We start from the raw sequence: 17,705 nt of genomic DNA, 5'->3' as shown, positions 1-17,705 counted from the left end.
CCCGAAATCGCGCTGCTCCATATCAGCCTGATGAACTGCGTAAACACAAAAATCGACGTTTTGATGTATACCCCGTTCGCACGTTCCACCACTTTGACGATACCCCGAAAGCTTCCCAAACCATAACGTGCTCGTCGCCTACGGACACGACGGGCAAACAAACGAACGAGAACCAAGGAGGCGCCCATGACGACAACCCGGACACCGGAAACGGCCGATCCGACAAACCCGGCAAGCCTTGAAGATCGCACGGAACGCGCATGGAAAACCGTGCACCGGCGCGGATCCTTCATCCACATCATGCGCAAGACTTTGGAGCACTGTCGCACACAACGCGCGTTTTCCGACATGGAGCGCGAGATGGCGACGTATCCGGAATTCCGCTACAGCGACCAGAGCCAGGCGAGCATCATCCGCATGTTGGTAAACGCAGGCGCGCTTGAGTGCGGGAAGGACCGCACGCTGCGCACCACCGACGCGGGCGCGGGCGCGGCCGACCGCATGCGGCCAAGCGAGCAACTGCGCGCCCTGTTCGACGAGGACCCCGAACGCCAAGGCGCCTACACGACCATCATGGAACTGTGCCGCACGCCCCGGGAGTACCCGGACGTCGAAGAGGCGATGAGGGCGTTTCCCTCCTTCACCTCGCACAACGAGCTTTCCGGCCTGCCGGCGTTTCCCAGCGCCTTGCTGGCGAAGTTGGAGGCGGCCTACGGGCTGGTCTGGGACGAGGGATGGACGCTCACGCCGGAGGGAGCGGCGTTTTTGAACGAGCGTACAGCCCGCACGCCTCGCGAGGGCGCGGACGAAACCGAGGAGAGGAGGACCGCATGACGAAAACCAATGCCACCCGTGCGCGGGATGCCGCCTCTGCGCAAGGCGCCCGCAAGCGCACCGCCCCTGCGCAGGCCAACGCCGCCTCCGCGCAAGGCAACGCCTCCGCGCACGATGCCCCCGAGCAGCCCGCGTACCGCAACCTGGCAGACATCGCCGACGCGACGCAGGCATGGGAGCTTTCAGGACCCGCCGCCTTGCGGGACGCAGACGAAGCCTACGCGTCTTCGGGCACCGACGTGCGCATGCACCACACCTGCTGCCACAACTGCTACAACTGCTGCCCGGTATGGGTGCGCACCGAGGACGGCGTGGCCGTGAAGATAGAGGGCGACCTGGACGGCACGCTTTCGAAGGGGGCTATCTGCACCAAGTGCCTCAACCAACTGCACCTCGTGTACAGCCCGCGCCACGTGCTGCATCCCATGAAGCGCGTGGGAGAGCGCGGCACCAACGAATGGGAGGCTATCAGCTGGGACGAGGCGCTTGACCTGGCCGCCACCCAGATGGCGCTCGCCATCAGAAAGTACGGCCCCTACTCCATCATGGTGGGCGCCGGCGGTGGCGGAACCTACGGCAACGTGTTCCAACGCGTGACGCAAGACGCGCTCGGCGCGCCGGTGTGCATATCGGCCGGCGGCTGCCAGTGCTACCTGCCCGCCGACTGCGCCGGCCAGTGGATGCACGGCGGGTCGAACAACCGCCACGAGGGCAACAACGCCCGCGAGATGTGGAACGCCTGGCATCCCACCATGGAGTGCGTGGTGCTGTGGGGCGCGCAGACAAGCGCCTCGGGCGCCGGCTACGCGGCCCGCGCCAACGCCGACATGCGCGAGCGCGGCGTGAAGACCATCGTGGTGGACCCGTACCTCACCGAGGAGGCCGCCAAAGCCGACATTTGGCTGCCCGTGCGCCCCATGAGCGACATCGCCATGCTGCTGGGATGGTTCCACTACATCATCGCGAACAAACTCTACGACGAACAGTTCTGCAAGTACTGGACGAACTACCCCTTCCTCATCGACCCCGACACACGACTTCCCCTCAAAGCGGAGGAGGTGTGGCCCGACTACGTCAACCCCGCAGCCGACCCCAACGACGTCTACGACACCCCGGCCTACGTGTGCTTCGACGCGCGCACGAACTCCGTGCAGCCCTTCCCGTTCAGCCTGCCAAAAGACTCGCCGGTTGACCCGGTGGTGTTTTGCGAGGCTGAGGTGAACGGGCGCCTGTGCAAAACGGGCGGCCAGATTCAATGGGAAGCCTGCCAGGAATGGACGCTTGAGAAAACCGCGCAGGTCACCTGGGTCGACGCGGACACCATCGAGCGGGCGGTGAAGCTGTACGCCACCACGCTCTCGGGCATCGGCACCGGTCAGTTCGCCGACATGAGCGAGTTGTCATCCAACTTCATCTTTGGCACCATGGCGCTCGACATACTATGCGGCAAGGTGGACAAGCCCGGCGTGGTGCTGACCGAGCAGAAACCCGCGTCGCGCCACACCACCCGCCCAACGCTCTTTTGGTGCGACCGCCCCTACCAAGAAACGTTCGGCGTAGGCTGGACCGTGGGCCTGACCGAAAACGAGAACCTCCGTCGCAGCCAGGCGGCCGTCGAACGCTTAAACGAGCAGGGCGTAGATGGCCTGGCCAAACAAAGGCAGTTCGTGGACTACCAGATGGCGCGCCTGGGATCCGACAAGCACAAGGCCGTGCACCAATGGCAGCTCAACGAGCTTGCGCCGGTGCGCCGCGCCCTCAAAACCGGCGAGCCGTACAAGATAGCCGTACGCTGGGAGCAATCGGGCAACAAGTACTGCGTGATGGGCCACGGCGAGGAATGGAACGAAGCCTACGCCACCCTCGATTACTGCATCCATCAGCAGCCGCACATGACCTCGACCACCATCGAGGACGCCGACTTGTTCCTGCCCTTGCAGGAATGGCTCGAATTCGAACACGGCACGGAAACCGTCACGCAGTTCAACCAAACGTTCATGCGCAAGCAGATCGTGCATCTGGGCGAGACGGCGGACCCGTTCATCGTGGTGACGCAGCTGGTGGACAAGGTGTGCGAGAAGCTGGGCGGCAGCGACAAGATCCTCTACCGCGATTTCCAGTTCAACGGCACCTACCGCACCAAAGAGGACATCTACCCCGTTTGGGCAAAGCTTTTCGGCGTGGACGACTGGGAGCAAGCGGTGAAGCACTCGGAGGACCACACCCTCACCGTGCCCATCGACGAGCTGTACCAGTTCTACCAGTACCTCGACATCGCAGACGACGGGCTGCCGGCCGGATTCGCCACGCTCTCGCGCAAGTGCGAACCGTACGTGACCATGGCCGTCATGAACGGGCACACGGGGTTTCCCTACCACTTCCCCTACGAGCAGACGGGCCCGAACGGCGAATGGCTGGAGTACGACGCCGTGTGCACGTACAAAGAGCAGAGCGAAAACATGCTGCAAGACGACCCGGACTATCCGTTCTACCTGACCACGGGCCGTATAGCGCACTACCACCACTCCACGCTGCGCAACGCGCCCTACAGCCGCGAGCTTATCCCCGTGCCCGACGTGCGCCTCAACCCGCGCGACGCGCGCGAGCTGGGCGTGGCGCACGGAGACTGGGTGGAGCTTTCAAGCCGCCGCGGCCGCACGCGGGGGCGGGCCTACCTCACCGAAGGGGTGCGTCCCGGCGTGGTCATGATGGAGCGGTTCTACTTCCCCGAAAGCTACGACAAGACGCAGAAGAACTTCAGCGGCGGCTGGCGTCAGTGCAACGTGAACCTCATGGCGCGCGACGACGTGGTGAACCCCACGTTCGCATCGGCCAGCTGGCGCGGCTACCGCGTGAACGTGCGGAAAGCGGAGAAGCCCGAGGGCATTTGGACAGAGCCGCACGAGTTCGAGCCGTTCATGCCCACGTTACACACCCAGGACAACACGCAGGAGGTGTTCCGCCATGCCTAAGAACTGCCTGGTCGTGAACTTGGACCGCTGCACCGGCTGCGACAGCTGCATCGTCAGCTGCAAGTTCGAGCACGACCTTCCGCTCGGCATCTTCTACAACCGCGTGATGCAGGTGGGACCCACCGGCACCTACCCGAACATCGAGCGCTACAACCTGCCCGTGCAGTGCCAGCAGTGCGAAAACGCGAACTGCGTGCGCGTGTGCCCCACCGGCGCCAGCTACCGCGACCCGAAAACCGGCACCGTGCAGATAGACAAAAGCAAGTGCATCGGATGCCAGTACTGCCTCTACGCCTGCCCCTACGGCGTGCGCAGCTTCGATGAAGCCGAGGGCGTGGCCAAGAAGTGCACGCTCTGCCAGCACCTCACGGCCGACGGATCGTCCAAGCCCGCCTGCGTGCACAACTGCCCGGGCGGGGCGCGCTTCTACGGCGATTTGGACGACCCCGACTCCGACGTATCGCGCGAACTGGCGAAATACGACGCTTCGTGCATCCACATGCTGCCTGAGCCGCAAAACGAGCATCCGCTCACACGCTACATCCTCTCGCCCGCATATGCTTCCTGGAAGGAGTTGGTGTAAATGACGCCCAAGATCCAATGGCCGCTCGTGCTGTTCTCGCTTCTGGCGGGGGCCGGCGGTTGCGCGTTCGCCTTCGCGAGCGCGGCCAACGCTTTGGGAGAGGGCGTCGGCGCGACCGGTGTCGTGGCTGCGGCATCGCTTGCGCTGATCGCCGTCGGCGGCATCTGCTCGGTGTTGCACCTGGCGCGTCCGCAGCACGCCTTCGCCGCCGTCACGCACCTGCTTTCGTTCTCGGGCATCTCGGTGGAGCTCATCATGCTGGGCGTCACCGGCGTGCTCATGGTCGCGTACCTGGCGCTGTGCTGGTTCGGCGGCAGCGAGGCCGCACGGCTGGCGGTGGGGCTGGCGGGTATCGTCTCGGGCCTGGGGCTGGCGTTCGCGACGGGGCACGGCTACCTCATCTCCTCGAAGCCCGCGTGGAACACCGTCAAGCTGCCGCTTGCCTACACGGGCACGGCGCTTGCGGCGGGCGGGTTTTTGTACCTGGTCATAGCCGCGCTTTCCGGCGAGGCGCGGGAACTGGCCGTGATTTCATGGATCACGGGGGTATGCGTGCTCGCTTCCGTGGCGACGCTCGCCGTCTACCTGGCTCACCTGGGCCTTGCGGAGGCGCGGCGGCATGCGCTCACGCTGTGGGGAGGCATCGTCGCGTGCGGTATGGCGGCCTCGGTTGCGTGCGCGGCGGCTGCCGCTTTCTTGGACCCTTCGTCGCCGGCCTTCATTGCGGCAGCGGCAGCGGGTGCAGCCTTCACGCTTGCCGGCGGGCTTTCCCTGCGCGTGCTCATGTGGCAGACCGGCGTGGCATTCCTGTCGTTTTTCGACGACGCGCAAGCCCGGCGCAGCGCCATCCTCAACTGCTGACGCACGCAAAGCCCGCCCCTTAGCACCTGTCCGCATTCCGCAGAGCACGTAAGGTGCGCGGGTCCCATCCCACAACGCACGCGGCACCCTCCTGCGAACCACCCCGCCCCATCTTGCAAAACGCCCCGTCCGTCCCCTCCGAACGCACAAGGAGACCCCGATGATCGACCCTCAGGAGTTCGCCCAAGCCCAAAGCGGGCGCAGCGCAATGTACCGCCTGATAGAGAAACTGTTCGCCGCGCCGTTGTCGCAGGCCGACCTCGATGCGCTCACCCGCGCCAACCTGCCCGCGCTCGCCTGCGGCAGCCCCCGCGCGGAGCACGGGCTGCGCGAGATGGCGCGCTTTTTGCAAGCGTGCGACAGCGGCACGCGCGAGGCGCTGGCGCGGGATTACACGTCGGCCTTCCACGGCGTCCAGAGCATAGGCGGCCGCATGGCCCTACCCTACGAGAGCGCGCATCAAGGCGAGAGCCAGCAGCTTATGGGCGCAGCGCGCGGCAAGGTGCTCAACGTGTTCAAGAAGCAGGCGCTCAAGCTGGATGCGGGCATCGACCTGCCCGAAGATCACCTGGCCTTCCTATGCGAGTTCATGGCCGCGATGGCGCAGCGAACGGCCGCGTCCTTTTCCGCAGGAGACGTTGACAAGACGTGCGAGAGCCTGCGTTTGCAGCGCGCGTTTTTGCGCAGCCACATCCTCAGCTGGTACGAGCACTTCGCCAAGCTGGCCGCGCGCATCGTGGACGAGCCGTTCTACTGCGGAGCGCTGGATGCGGCGGGCGGGTTCTTCGCGCTTGACGCCGCCGCCCTCGACGACATGCTGGCCGATCTGGGCGCGCCGGAAGAACCCTTCGACCTTGCCTGGTGGGAGACGCCTCCAACCACGCCCGGGATGCCTCACGCCTCGGATTCTCGCGCCTCGGATTCTCGCGCCTCGGACGGCCGCGTGCGCATACGGCGCGGCCGGTGCATTCGCAAACGCGGCGACACGTGCTCGCGCTGCGTTGCCGCCTGCCCGCGCGGCCTCGATCCGTTCGAAATGAGCACGACGCGCATCCGCGCGGATTGCACCGGCTGCGGCCTGTGCGTCAAGGCGTGCCCCACCCAGGCCCTGTCTCTGAAACACCGTTAAAAGCGTCGCACCATGCGGGAGCGACGGAAAAACCGACAACAAGGAGGAACAATGCAACCAAAACAAGACGTTATCGGCGTCTCCGACAAGCTGTCGCTTGGCAAGGCGATACCGCTGAGTCTGCAGCATCTCATGGCGTTCGTGGGAGGCGGCGCCATCCTGCCCGCCGTGCTCATGGGGCTTGATCCGGCGCTGGCCATCATGTGCACCGGTCTGGGCACCATCATCTACCTCATCTGCACGAAGAACAAGATTCCCAGCTACTTCGGCGTGTCGTTCTCGTTCATCACGCCGATGGCGGTCATCACGGCCGTCTCGGGCATTCAGGCGGCGCTTTGCGGCATCGTGGCGGTGGGCGTGGTGTTCGCGATAGTAGCCGGCATCGTGAAGCTGGTGGGAACGAAGTGGATCGACGTGGTGCTGCCCCCTGCGGTGTCGGGCTGCATCATCGTGGTCATCGGCGTGGGCCTGTCGGCCACGGCGGTGGACATGGTGCTCAACAACGGCACGGGCGAGTTCGACGGCCTGGGCTGCCTCGTGGCGTTCGTCACGTTCCTGGCGGCGGTCGCGTTCTCCAGCTTCTGCAAGGGCTTCTTGAAGACCATCCCCATCCTGCTTGCCATCATCGTGGGGTACGTCGTGGCGTTCGCCTGCGGCATGATCGACTTCTCCCCGGTGAGCGAAGCGGCTTGGATCGGGCTTCCCAACATCACGCTGCCGGTGTTCGACCTCAACGCCATCCTCGTCATCGGGCCCATCGCGTTCGTGGTTATCGTGGAGCACATCGGGCATCTGCTGGTGGTGAGCAACATCACCGGCGAGAACTACAACGACAAGCTGGCCGCATCGCTTCTGGGCAACGGCCTGGGCACCGCAGTTTCGGGCTTTCTGGGCGGCCCGGCCCTCACCTCCATCGCCGAGAACATCGGCATCATGGGCGTGTCGCGCGTGTACTCCACCCGCGTGTTCTGGTACACCGCCGGTTTCGCGCTGGTGCTCGGCGGCTTCTGCCCCAAGCTGGCCATGCTCATCAACACCATTCCCACCTGCGTGCTGGGCGGCGTCTCGCTCATGCTGTTTGGCCTCATCGCCGGCAACGGGCTGTCGCTGCTTGTGGACAGCAAGGTGGATTTCAGCAAGAACCGCAACCTCATGATAGCCGCCGGCTCGCTCATTCCCGGCATCGGCATGATGACCATGGGCGTTTCCATTCCGCTGGGGTCGTTCAACCTGCCGGGGCTGCTGCTGGCCTCCATTTTGGCCGTCGTGTTCAACCTGGTGCTGCCCAAGGAGGACGAAGCCGGCGATGCTGCGGGCGAGACCGCAGGCGAAGCTGTGCGCAAGGTCGCAGGCAAAGTTGCGGACAGGGCTGCGAGCGAGACAACGCGCTGATCGAGCATGATTCGCGACACCGATGCGAAGGGGACGAGCATGAGCGAACGAAAAGCCATTCCGGTCGACGCGAAGCTGCCGGCGCCGCAAGCGTGCGCCTTAGGGTTGCAGCACTTCTTGTCGATGTTCGGCGCGACGGTGCTCGTGCCGCTGCTCATGGGGTTCTCGCCATCGGTGTCCGTGATGTGCTCGGGCCTGGGCACCATCATCTACCTGCTGTGCACCAAGCAGAGGATCCCCAGCTACTTAGGTCCCTCGTTCTCGTTCATCGGGCCGATCGTCGCGGCGTCGGCGGTGTGCGGGCCGTCGGGAGTGGGGTCGGGCATCGTGGCGGCCGGCCTGGTGTTCGCCGTGATCGCGTTCGTCATTTGGAGGGTGGGCACCCGCTGGATCGACGCGCTCGTTCCAACCCCCGTGATGGCCGCCATCATCATCGTCATCGGGTGCGGGCTTGCCGCCACAGCCGTGAGCGAAGCATTCCTTGACGGCGCGGGCAACCCGCGACCTTGGCAGGAGATCACCGTCGCCTTCGTGGCGCTGCTGGTCGTGGTGGCTTGCACCTGTTTCGGCAAACGACTACTTGGCACCATTCCCGTCCTTGCGGGGGCGGCAGTGGCGTACGCGCTCGCATGCGTCTTCGGACTGGTCGATTTCTCCGCAGTGGCGCAGGCGCCGTGGTTTGGGCTGCCCGAGTTTACGTTCCCGTCGTTCGACTTAGGCGCCATCGCTCTGGTGGCGCCCATCGCGCTCGTTGTTGTCATCGAACACATAGGCCACCTGTTTGTCATCGGACAGATGACAGGTGTTGATTACGGCCCCATTCTGCATCGCTCCATCTTGGGAGACGGCCTGGCCACCGTCGCGGCGGGGTTCCTTGGGGCCCCGCCCGCCACCACCTTTGCCGAGAACATAGGGGTCATGAGTGTGACGCGCGTGTACGCGACGCAGATCTTCTGGTACGCGGCGGGCGCGGCGCTGGTGGTGGGCGGGTTCTGCCCGAAACTCGGCGCCCTCGTTGGCACGATACCCGATCCAGTCATCGGAGGCGTGTCCATCATCATCTTCGGCCTCATCGCCTGCAATGGCTTGAAGATGCTCGTGGAAAACGGCATCGACCTTTCCGACAACCGCACCGTCACGGTTGTCTGCGCCCCCATCGTCGTGGGCGTGGGCATGCAGGCGCTTGGCGCAGGCATCCCTATAGGCGACTACTCGCTGCCCGGCCTGGCCGCAGCCGCGCTGCTGGGCATAACGCTGAACCTGGTTCTGCCCAAGGGAGCGATCAAAAACGCCGACCCGCAACCTACCCGCGCATCGAAGGCCCGCTTTCTCCGTTAGGCATATGAAACCAGCGTTGGCATGAGCGCGCTCGCACGATGCCGGGTCGAACCCCCGCCCGCAGGCCCCGCCCAGCGATCGGACCGGACCCGTGCCGGCGGGGCTTTGTCCTGCAGCCCGACCTGGCCTATGCCAATGCTGGTTTGGCGAAGGGCGGCGGCCCTTCTGGACAAAACGGCCTCTAATCCACATCCTCATATGAGGATAATCAAAACTGCAAGTCGGCTACCTGGGGAAACGAGTGGCCTTCCCGCATGTTTTCTTGAAAGGGGCCCAAATCGGCCTGATTTCGCTTGAATTCATGTGGATCAGGGCCCGTTTTGTCCATGATCCTTTTGCTCATTGTTTGATCGCCGCCGACGCGGGCCAAGTCGGACCGCCGGAGGGGACTCGCCGGCGCCTCGGAAAGACCCTCCCACCGGCAAGAACCCGTTGGCGCGGACCGGCCGGCGCTTCGAAGGGTGACGTTATCCCCGTCCTCCTGTCACTCTCCTGACGTTATCCCCGTCCTCCTGTCACTCTCCTGTCACTCTCCCCCTGTCACTCCTTCCGCTTCCCGCCTCACCCCCGACGCGCCGCAACGAACTCCTGAAGCTCGTTGCGGTTTCCCACGCCCACCTTCCGGTAGATGTGCCGCGAATGCGTCTTCATCGTTGAGTCCGCCACGTACAGCTCCTCCCCGATGCGCGCAAGCGTGTAGCCGCGCATCATGAGCACGAGCACCTCCTCCTCGCGGCGCGTCAGGCCGTAGCGCTGCGCCACCCGCGCGCACGCTCGCGCCGTGCGCTCCTCCTCGTCGAGCACCGTAAGCGCCCCCGAACCCTCGTTGCGGCTGGCTACGCCCCAGGTCGTTGTGAAGTCGCGGTCGGACACAAGCACCATCGACAACGCCACGAACGCAACGACCAGCACCGCTATCGTCGCCACAAGCACCTCGGGATCGGCGAAAAGCGGCGCGCCCAGCGCCGAGACGGCCTTGCCGGCGAACGAGCCAAGGGAAAGGCTCGCCTGCGTGATGCCGAACATCCACACAGCGTTCACCCCGTAACGGTACGAGATGCCGCAGAACACCACCGTCACGAACACCGAGAACAGTGTGAACGCCGCGTTCGAGCACAACGCCGCCGCCACGCCGCTCCACCCGTACCCCATGAGCACGAGCAGCGCGCCCGCCACCAACACGGGAACCGCCATCTGGTACAGCGCCTTGATCTCGATCATCCCCTTGCGCGCCAGCGCCGCGACGAGGACGCACGCGGCGGCAACGCACACGCCGAAAAGCACGGTCACCCGGTCCTGCGCCCCAAGGAACCCGCGAATCACCGCGTTGGAGAACCCGAACGCGGCCAACAGCACAAGCGGACGCACCGAAATGGTCCAACCCGCGCGCTGCCGCTCGCCCTGGCGAAACGCAACCTCCTTCGTGCGACGGTCCGCCCGGCAAAGCGCCAGCAGCGAGGCCGCCGGCATGAGGATAGTCGCAAGAACCACCACCGGAAACGGCTCTATCAGGCACACCAGAAACGTCAAAAGCGCGGAGAAGAAATGCGCCAACGTGAAGAACACCAGCACATGGGACGTGTCGAACTGGGCGTACAGCTCCATCCAGCCCAAATACAGCACGGCGAACCCCACGTTGAGGACGACGGCGCACAGCGTTGCGGCCCACGGAGGCATCATCGCCGCCCCCGCCGCGCCAACCGACATCGCGACGCCCGCGAGCAAAAGCAGCCGGCGGCGCCCAAGCACGCTTCCCACGCGCTTCGCCAGCACCGCCAAAGCGCCGTACGCCCCGATCCTCGCCAAAGACGGAACTCCCGCCAGCGCAAGCGACGCCGCATCCGACGGCGCGCCCACCAGCTGCAAGCTGACCACGTTCGAAAACGACACGACAAGGCACAGGCCGAGGCACCAACCGCTCCACCCCGCAAGGCCATTGCCAACACGCTTGCCCTCGCCCATGCAGCGCCCCTCCTTCGCCTCGCGCAAATCCGTTCGCCCATCTTAAAGCAAACGATATTCCCCGACCACGCGAAACACGCCAATAGGGCGCATCGATCGACTTCGCCACAAATCAACGCCTAACCCAAAAGACAGCTTGAATAGTGCACAATATGGATGTATAATCCGCAAATGTCAGAAAAAAGTTCTGATATTTGATGTAAATAATGCGCATCGCTGCGAAAAGGAGTTCAAGATGCTCTGCCAGTTCACATTTGATAATTTCCGCTCATACAGAGACGAGACGACGTTTGACATGCAGGCTTCTTCCATAAAGGAGTTCCGGGAATCCCTGATCATTGACGACAAGGACGGACAGGCATTTCTTCCCGTATCGGTTATATACGGCCCGAATGCCGGAGGCAAGTCCAACCTTTTCCTCGCCATGCAGAGGATGTTCGATGCCGTTGCCTACCCCATCTATCTCCTCTCGCGGAGAGATGATGTGACCAAGGACATCCCGCGCCCCAAGGTGAAGGGCACCGATGCCTTCCACTTCGATGACGAGCATTCGCAGGTGCCCTCCGATTTCGAGGTCTACTTCAGAACGAAGGGCCAGGAATTTCGCTACACCCTCTCCTTCGATTCCGAGGGGATAACCGCAGAGAGTCTGACGAGGAAGAACATCGGCGGCACGAGGACTGCTCTTCTGTTCGAGCGTACTGGGGACGAAGTAGAGCCCGGGTCGTCCCTCAAGCGTGCGAGGGTGAACACGTCGTTCAACACAGACATCCCGTACCTTTCGTTCTTGGCCCTAAACTACGATATTGAGTTCGTCGATATGGCTGCAGAGTGGCTCGCCTCGGTACGTTTCATCAACTTCGACTTCCGGTTCGAGGAACTCATCCTTGAGAAAACACTTGAGCAGGAAGACGAGGGCGTGGTCGTCGGCATCCTGAAGGCAACCGGGATAAACATCGACGGCTTCCGAGTCGAGGGGGATGAGGACGACTTCGAGAACAGGCGCGTCTGGGTTCGCCATATCGTGAACGGGAAGCCTTACGAGCTGCGTCTTAACAAAGAATCCGCTGGAACGCGCAAGATGATGAGCATGGCAGTCGCTCTCGATGACGCACTGAAGGAGGGGAACCTTCTCGTCATCGACGAGCTAGACTCAAAACTGCACCCAAAGCTGCTCAGGTTCATCGTCACGCTATTCCAGAATCCCGACATCAACAAGAATGGCGCACAGCTCGTGTTCACTTCTCAGGATGTCAGCATCATGCGTAACGACGTGTTCCGTCGCGACGAGATCTGGTTCGCGGCACGCGGCAAGGACGAGGAGAGCTCCCTTTGGTCACTGTCCGACATTCACGAGCCGAACGGCAACCTTGTGAACAAGAACGCGGCTTTCGACCGTCAGTACCTCTCGGGCAGATACGGAGCCGACCCCATACTCAACCGCCTCCTATATTGGGAGGAGGACTAAGCATGGCGCGAAATCGATCCAAAAGCGAATGGCGAAAGCCGGGGCGGCGCCAGGGCTACCGCGTCCTGGCGCCCGAGCGCCATCTTGTCGTCTGCGAGGGCGAGAAAACCGAGCCCCTGTACTTCGAGGGCATGCGCGACGCGCTGAAGCCGGAGTTCCGTAATCGCATCCACATCGTCGTGAAGGGCACCGGGCTGCACACGACCGACCTGCTCGATTATGCCTTGCGGGAGTGCAGGCTGTCGGGAGGTTATGACCACGTATGGCTCGCATACGACCGCGACGATTTCGATCTCCAGGATTTCGACTCCGTGGTCAGTGAATGCGCTCGGAACTCCGATGAGACCACGACATACCATCCCCTGTGGTCGAATCCGTGTGTCGAGGTTTGGATGTTGCTTCATTTCGGCTACACCACCGCCGAGATGACATCGGCCGAAGCCATCGCGAAGACGGATGCGTTGTTTCAGAAGGAGCTACGTCGCCGCTACAAGAAAAATGATATGAGTCTATTTGCGGATCTGTCAAGCCGACTTGCGAATGCAGAGGCAAATGCAAACCGACTTGTTAAATGGCATGAAAATCAAGGAGCATTGCGGCCTTCGCAAATGAACCCATGCACTCAATTGAACGAGATCACACAAACCCTGCGCGAATATATAGAAGTTTAGCTGCCATGGCTCATGAATGTCGCTTAATGCGATAAGAGCAAAAGAAAGGAAGCGCCGATGACCAGCACACCGCACATGAACTCATATTTTGACGATTTTCTCAAGAACATAAGATTGTCTAAATCTCAAAAAGCCACACTTGTGGAAGCCCATACCCGTTTAAGGGATGAGCTCGAAGCAGACGCCAGTCTCCAAGATATGTTGATAAACACGTTTCTTCAGGGCAGCTACAGAAGGTCTACCATCATCAAGCCTGCTGCCGGGCAAAGTTCTGATGTCGATGTTGTGGTGGTGACCAACATCGATGAAGAGGATTACACTCCCGCTGAAGCCCTCGATCTTTTCAAAGGCTTCCTCGATAAAAACTATCCTGGTCAGTATGAGCGACAGGGTAGATCTTGGGGTATACATGTTGATGGTGCTGACATCGATCTTGTTCCGACTTCAGCACCGAGCGAGGCCCTGTCCAAATCGGAGGCGCTTAAAGATATGGTTTTTTCGACGCTAGACGTCGAGTCCTTTGCAGATTCATCGGAATTGTCGAAGGCCTATGGCTCAAGAACCGCAGTAAACATCAGGGACATCCTGGAAAAGGACGACTGGAAGGATGAGGCACTACGTATTCCTGATCGTGAGGCGGATGTTTGGGAATGGACAGACCCTCTAAGTCAAATTGGTTGGACCATCGACAAAAACGCAAGGTGCTCGGGGCGCTATGTGAATGTGGTAAAAGCGCTTAAATGGTGGTGGCGGACGCAACATCCAGACAAGAAATATCCCAAAGGCTATCCTTTGGAGCACCTCATTGGAGACTGTTGCCCTGATGGAATAGAGTCCGTCGCCGAGGGTGTTGTGCTAACGCTTGAGAACATTGCAAAGATGGGCCCATCGAAGCCAATCCTTCTGGATCGTGGGCTTCCTAACGACGTAATGGCTAGGGTTTCCCAAGATGATTACTCAACCTTCCACGAATGCGTCATCGAGGCATCTTGTCTTGCAAGAGAGGCATTTGCCGCCGAAGATGCACGCGTCGCCTCTGAGAAGTGGCAAGAGTTATTTGGGGCAGAATTCCCACTTGCTCCGAAATCAGAAAGCAAAGCCGCTTTTACAGCTAGGGCAGGGGCTGCCACGATTCTCTCTGAAGCGAATTTTGCATGAACGACGAGATTCCCGAGGCACTTCGTTCTGCCCGCCGTTCTTTGGAGGAGCTGACGTCCCAAATCGTTTCCGAGGATTGGATTTGGGATGAGTCGATTGCTGAATGGTGCCTCCCCTTCACTGCTCGGATAGCGAGCGCAGATAGAATCCCCGAAATCTCATCCTGGGTCTTCGCCGTCTCTCCCGCTTATCCCGACGGCAAGGTAAGAATATACCCGGCACTGAATGGCGGCATTGAAGAAACCTATCCTCATCAATCGAATAACGGACTTGAGGAGCATGGGAAATACTGTCGGTCGGGAAACGTCTGCCTTTTCACTGAAAATGCGGAGTGGGCTTTGCGGGGGAATGCTGATTTCACCCTTCTTTCTCATGCGGAAAGATTTCTCGAGTGGATTAAAGCGGCAAATGAAGGCTCGCTAATGAAGACCGGGGACAACCTTGAGTTTCCCATGCAAAACATTCGGTCAAACGAGTCAGTCCTTTACTGCGAGGATGAAGTTTCGAAGATGATTTGGGACAGTCATCCCGCTAGCTGCAACGGAGTCGTCGAGACTATCGATGATGGTCTTGGCCACATATGCCTCTCAGACTTTTACGGGGCAGATGGCTATCTCGTACGGGCTACGGGCTGGGGAACAACCATTGAGCGCAACGCGAAAAAGAAAGATGATCTCGGAATATGGTTCATCGCATCCTCGGTTCCCCATATCCGTTGCTGGCAATCCCCCAACACATATGGAGAACTTCGCGAATGGGCGAACAAAGAAGGGCTGGATATAGATAGCATCATCGCTCGGAATTCATCAAAGCTGCGAGACGGCTTAAGGCACTATCTTGCGATTGGTGTGCCCTGCGCAAATGTAGTAGGAAAAGCCCCCGATTCCCTCTCTTGGTTTATTGCGAAGATGCCAGTTTTTTCTGAGGGAAAAGAATTCGGTAAAGGCGGGGTGCATAAGAAGAGTGTATTGAAAACAGTTGACAGGCAGAAGACTTTCGCCTCCACAGTTGAAATCGATTGGATCACTAGCGCCAATTGCGCAAAAGACCAGATACATTCACGAGGAGCCTTATGTGACAAGTTGACCGATTCACGGGTCGCGCTTATTGGGGCCGGCTCCTTGGGAAGCATAGTTGCCAATAATCTTGTGCGAGGCGGTGTAACCGATTTATGCATCTTCGATTCGGATCGTTTCGGAATCGGCAACACCACACGTCATCTTCTTCGCACTTGCGACGTCGGCAGTAACAAGGCCGTTGCCGTTGCATCTTCGTTGAACGCGGCAACTCCAATGGGGCAGCTTGAAGGAAGAAGCGCAGTAGATGAGAGCAATGCAGAAAGCCTTAAAGGATTCGACGTCATTATCGATTGCAGTTCGTCTCCATCTGTTCTGGCTATTCTCGACGGGCTAGACGGAGATCATCAGCTGTTTGTGTGCTCGTTCGGGTATGCAGCGGAAAAGGTTTACATCTCTGCTTCGTCTTTGAATTCATTCTCTTTGAAAAATTATTATGATACCTATGGTCAGATGATGCGTGAGGATGCGACTTTGGTTCGGTCAGAAAAAATGCCATGGGAGGGCATAGGATGCTGGTCGCCCGTCTTTCCCGCTAAGAATTCAGATGTCAGCAGAGCCGCCTCCCTTGTCGTCGACTGCTTGGATTGTTTGGTCAAGCAAGGCAAAACAGGGGTGAGTTATGCATATATAACCAAGCGCGACAAAGATGGTGTTTTGCTGGGGATAGAACGAGAAGAGCTATGATTTGGAAGTCGACAAATGGCATGTATGTAGAAATGACAGAGGGTGTTTTTACTTCCATTATGGAGTATGTCTTGTCACGCAAGAGAGGCGAAACTGGAGGCATTCTTATCGGTAATTATTCGGACGATCTTTCGACCGCTACGATACTATCCGCCTCCGGTCCTGGACCGCGATCTCTATTCGGATTGTTTTCATTCACAAGAAGGCCAATTGGCCTTCAAGCGGAGTTGGATGAAGAATTCATATCTGGAAGATACTATTTAGGAGAATGGCATTGCCACCCAGGAACAAACTGCACACCTAGCTTTCAGGACATCCGTCAGATGCAGGCTATCTCAAGGTCACCGAGCTATAACTGCCCCGAACCAATTCTCATAGTCTTTGGCAGAAGCAGCCCGTACGACTTCAATTCTGCATCAATTGTAAAAGGTAATGGAGTAGTCAAGCTTGAAAGGGTAAGCAGCGGGTAATGAACATGGAAGAGATTGGGCACATGGTTAATAATGTATTAGGATTGATTGGCAATGCGTGTACTGCTGCTATGATTGTTTTGGCAGTTGGCTTTGTCGCTTTGTCGGTAATGGGCTTATTCAGACCAGCGTATAGGTTTGGAAAAGGCATCGCTTGGAAAAAGGTCTTCATTGTCGCCGACAGCAATACACGTCAGGAGTTAAAAAGCGACGTAGTGCGTTCAGGAATAATCAAAAAGAGAAATATTCTTGAGAAAACTGACGGGCAGATAAGCGACCTAGCAGGCGCGAGACTTCTCGTCTTGGAATACGGATATCTCGGTGCAGACAGGGTGCAAGAAATCGTGTCCAACAAATGCTCCGACTGCGGCGTGCTGGTTTACGCGAATCCAGGAGAAATCGATAAAAAGTCTCTGGCGAAACTTAACCGTTTTCAGCATGTCTCGGTGGTTAACTTCAGAGGAAGACTGGTTAATGAAATCCTTTTACTTCTCATCAGCACGTCTTTCGCGCGCAAAGATGTAAAAAACCAGGAGCAGTGATCTAGGTGAAATCTAAGATTTCATCGAGTTCTCTCGCGCAGGCCTCTACGATGCAGCGTACGGCTGCGAGTTCGCTAGGAGTAATGCGTTCGTTGTCGGCTTTGTCCTCGAGCATGGCGATGAGCCGTGCTGCACCCTCCAGCTTCTCGGAGGACTGGACCACAGCGTTGACCATATCCTTGGTTGGGGCGTAATCTGCGTTCGCTGCCATTGGGGACATCCTTTCAGGCAAAAATGTTTGCAAAGGATGATAGTAAGCCCCTTGTCGCAAAAGATGAGAGGCATCCACCTCAGTTGTCACCCTGTTGGGAAATGTACGTCAATTACCCAAAACGGCAGATGCCCCTCTGTCCGGCAATTGACGTACATATTCGATTAGGGTGACCTGTCTATTATAACGCCCGCCCTCGTGCCCCAAGCGCTTCTGCACGCCTTCCCGAGTTTGAATGAATAATTTCTTCTTTTTCCTGCATGAGCAGGATTTTTTCTTGCCTTTTGTGGTAATATATTGGTATAGGACTATATAGGACTTCGAGGTTGTCATGTATTTGAAGCAAACGAA

General features: G+C 59.6%; 15 protein-coding genes. 13 read left to right on the top strand and 2 right to left on the bottom strand.

All coding sequences use genetic code 11. The features are described from left to right. Positions 1–186 precede the first annotated feature (186 nt). The 7 genes from C2L80_RS04215 to C2L80_RS04185 all read left to right on the top strand — a co-directional run bounded on the left by C2L80_RS04215 (position 187) and on the right by C2L80_RS04185 (position 9,109). The gene (locus C2L80_RS04215; protein WP_103262719.1) at positions 187–834 is read left to right on the top strand and encodes a hypothetical protein; all 648 of its coding nucleotides are present in this window, start codon (positions 187–189) and stop codon (positions 832–834) included. Next, entirely contained in the window at positions 831–3,806 is a 2,976-nt protein-coding gene (locus C2L80_RS04210; protein WP_169998982.1) for a molybdopterin-containing oxidoreductase family protein, read from the top strand. The genes C2L80_RS04215 and C2L80_RS04210 overlap by 4 nt, the downstream gene beginning before the upstream one ends. Further along, complete coding sequence (locus C2L80_RS04205; protein WP_103262717.1) at positions 3,799–4,389, top strand: 4Fe-4S dicluster domain-containing protein; 591 nt, start codon at positions 3,799–3,801, stop codon at positions 4,387–4,389. Before C2L80_RS04210 ends, C2L80_RS04205 begins: the two co-directional genes overlap by 8 nt. Further along, positions 4,390–5,250, top strand: a complete 861-nt coding sequence (locus C2L80_RS04200) for a dimethyl sulfoxide reductase anchor subunit family protein (protein WP_103262716.1) — start codon at positions 4,390–4,392, stop codon at positions 5,248–5,250. A 160-nt stretch (positions 5,251–5,410) separates the two neighbouring features. Next, positions 5,411–6,379: a molecular chaperone TorD family protein gene (locus C2L80_RS04195; RefSeq protein ID WP_103262740.1), complete on the top strand. Its 969-nt coding sequence runs from the start codon at positions 5,411–5,413 to the stop codon at positions 6,377–6,379. Between the two features lie 51 nt (positions 6,380–6,430). After that, the gene (locus C2L80_RS04190) at positions 6,431–7,771 is read left to right on the top strand and encodes a uracil-xanthine permease family protein (RefSeq protein ID WP_103262715.1); all 1,341 of its coding nucleotides are present in this window, start codon (positions 6,431–6,433) and stop codon (positions 7,769–7,771) included. Positions 7,772–7,810: 39 nt separating this feature from the next. Continuing rightward, positions 7,811–9,109: a uracil-xanthine permease family protein gene (locus tag C2L80_RS04185; protein ID WP_103262714.1), complete on the top strand. Its 1,299-nt coding sequence runs from the start codon at positions 7,811–7,813 to the stop codon at positions 9,107–9,109. 561 nt (positions 9,110–9,670) lie between these two features. Here the strand turns inward: C2L80_RS04185 and C2L80_RS04180 are convergent. Then, the gene (locus C2L80_RS04180) at positions 9,671–11,071 is read right to left on the bottom strand and encodes a helix-turn-helix transcriptional regulator (RefSeq protein WP_103262713.1); all 1,401 of its coding nucleotides are present in this window, start codon (positions 11,069–11,071) and stop codon (positions 9,671–9,673) included. Between the two features lie 235 nt (positions 11,072–11,306). Between C2L80_RS04180 and C2L80_RS04175 the strand changes: the two genes are divergently transcribed. Genes C2L80_RS04175 through C2L80_RS04150 form a run of 6 tightly spaced genes read left to right on the top strand, consistent with a single transcriptional unit; the run spans position 11,307 to position 17,143 of the window. After that, entirely contained in the window at positions 11,307–12,539 is a 1,233-nt protein-coding gene (locus C2L80_RS04175; RefSeq protein WP_103262712.1) for an AAA family ATPase, read from the top strand. A gap of 2 nt (positions 12,540–12,541) precedes the next feature. After that, positions 12,542–13,210, top strand: a complete 669-nt coding sequence (locus C2L80_RS04170) for an RloB family protein (RefSeq protein ID WP_103262711.1) — start codon at positions 12,542–12,544, stop codon at positions 13,208–13,210. A gap of 57 nt (positions 13,211–13,267) precedes the next feature. Then, the gene (locus C2L80_RS04165; RefSeq protein WP_103262710.1) at positions 13,268–14,368 is read left to right on the top strand and encodes an SMODS domain-containing nucleotidyltransferase; all 1,101 of its coding nucleotides are present in this window, start codon (positions 13,268–13,270) and stop codon (positions 14,366–14,368) included. Next, positions 14,365–16,131 (top strand): HesA/MoeB/ThiF family protein, encoded by a 1,767-nt coding sequence (locus C2L80_RS04160; RefSeq protein WP_103262709.1) that lies wholly within the window; start codon positions 14,365–14,367, stop codon positions 16,129–16,131. The genes C2L80_RS04165 and C2L80_RS04160 overlap by 4 nt, the downstream gene beginning before the upstream one ends. Next, complete coding sequence (locus C2L80_RS14640; RefSeq protein ID WP_103262708.1) at positions 16,128–16,601, top strand: Mov34/MPN/PAD-1 family protein; 474 nt, start codon at positions 16,128–16,130, stop codon at positions 16,599–16,601. The genes C2L80_RS04160 and C2L80_RS14640 overlap by 4 nt, the downstream gene beginning before the upstream one ends. Further along, positions 16,601–17,143, top strand: a complete 543-nt coding sequence (locus C2L80_RS04150) for a hypothetical protein (protein WP_103262707.1) — start codon at positions 16,601–16,603, stop codon at positions 17,141–17,143. The genes C2L80_RS14640 and C2L80_RS04150 overlap by 1 nt, the downstream gene beginning before the upstream one ends. Position 17,144: 1 nt before the next feature. Here C2L80_RS04150 and C2L80_RS04145 read toward each other — a convergent pair whose 3' ends face one another. After that, positions 17,145–17,354, bottom strand: coding sequence for a hypothetical protein (locus tag C2L80_RS04145; RefSeq protein WP_103262706.1), 210 nt, complete (start codon positions 17,352–17,354; stop codon positions 17,145–17,147). Positions 17,355–17,705 lie beyond the last annotated feature (351 nt).

The sequence above is a fragment of the Rubneribacter badeniensis genome (assembly GCF_002899695.1).
GTDB lineage: Bacteria > Actinomycetota > Coriobacteriia > Coriobacteriales > Eggerthellaceae > Rubneribacter > Rubneribacter badeniensis.
The sequence above is the reverse complement of the archived record's forward strand: the minus strand, read 5'-3'. Positions and strand labels throughout refer to the sequence as shown.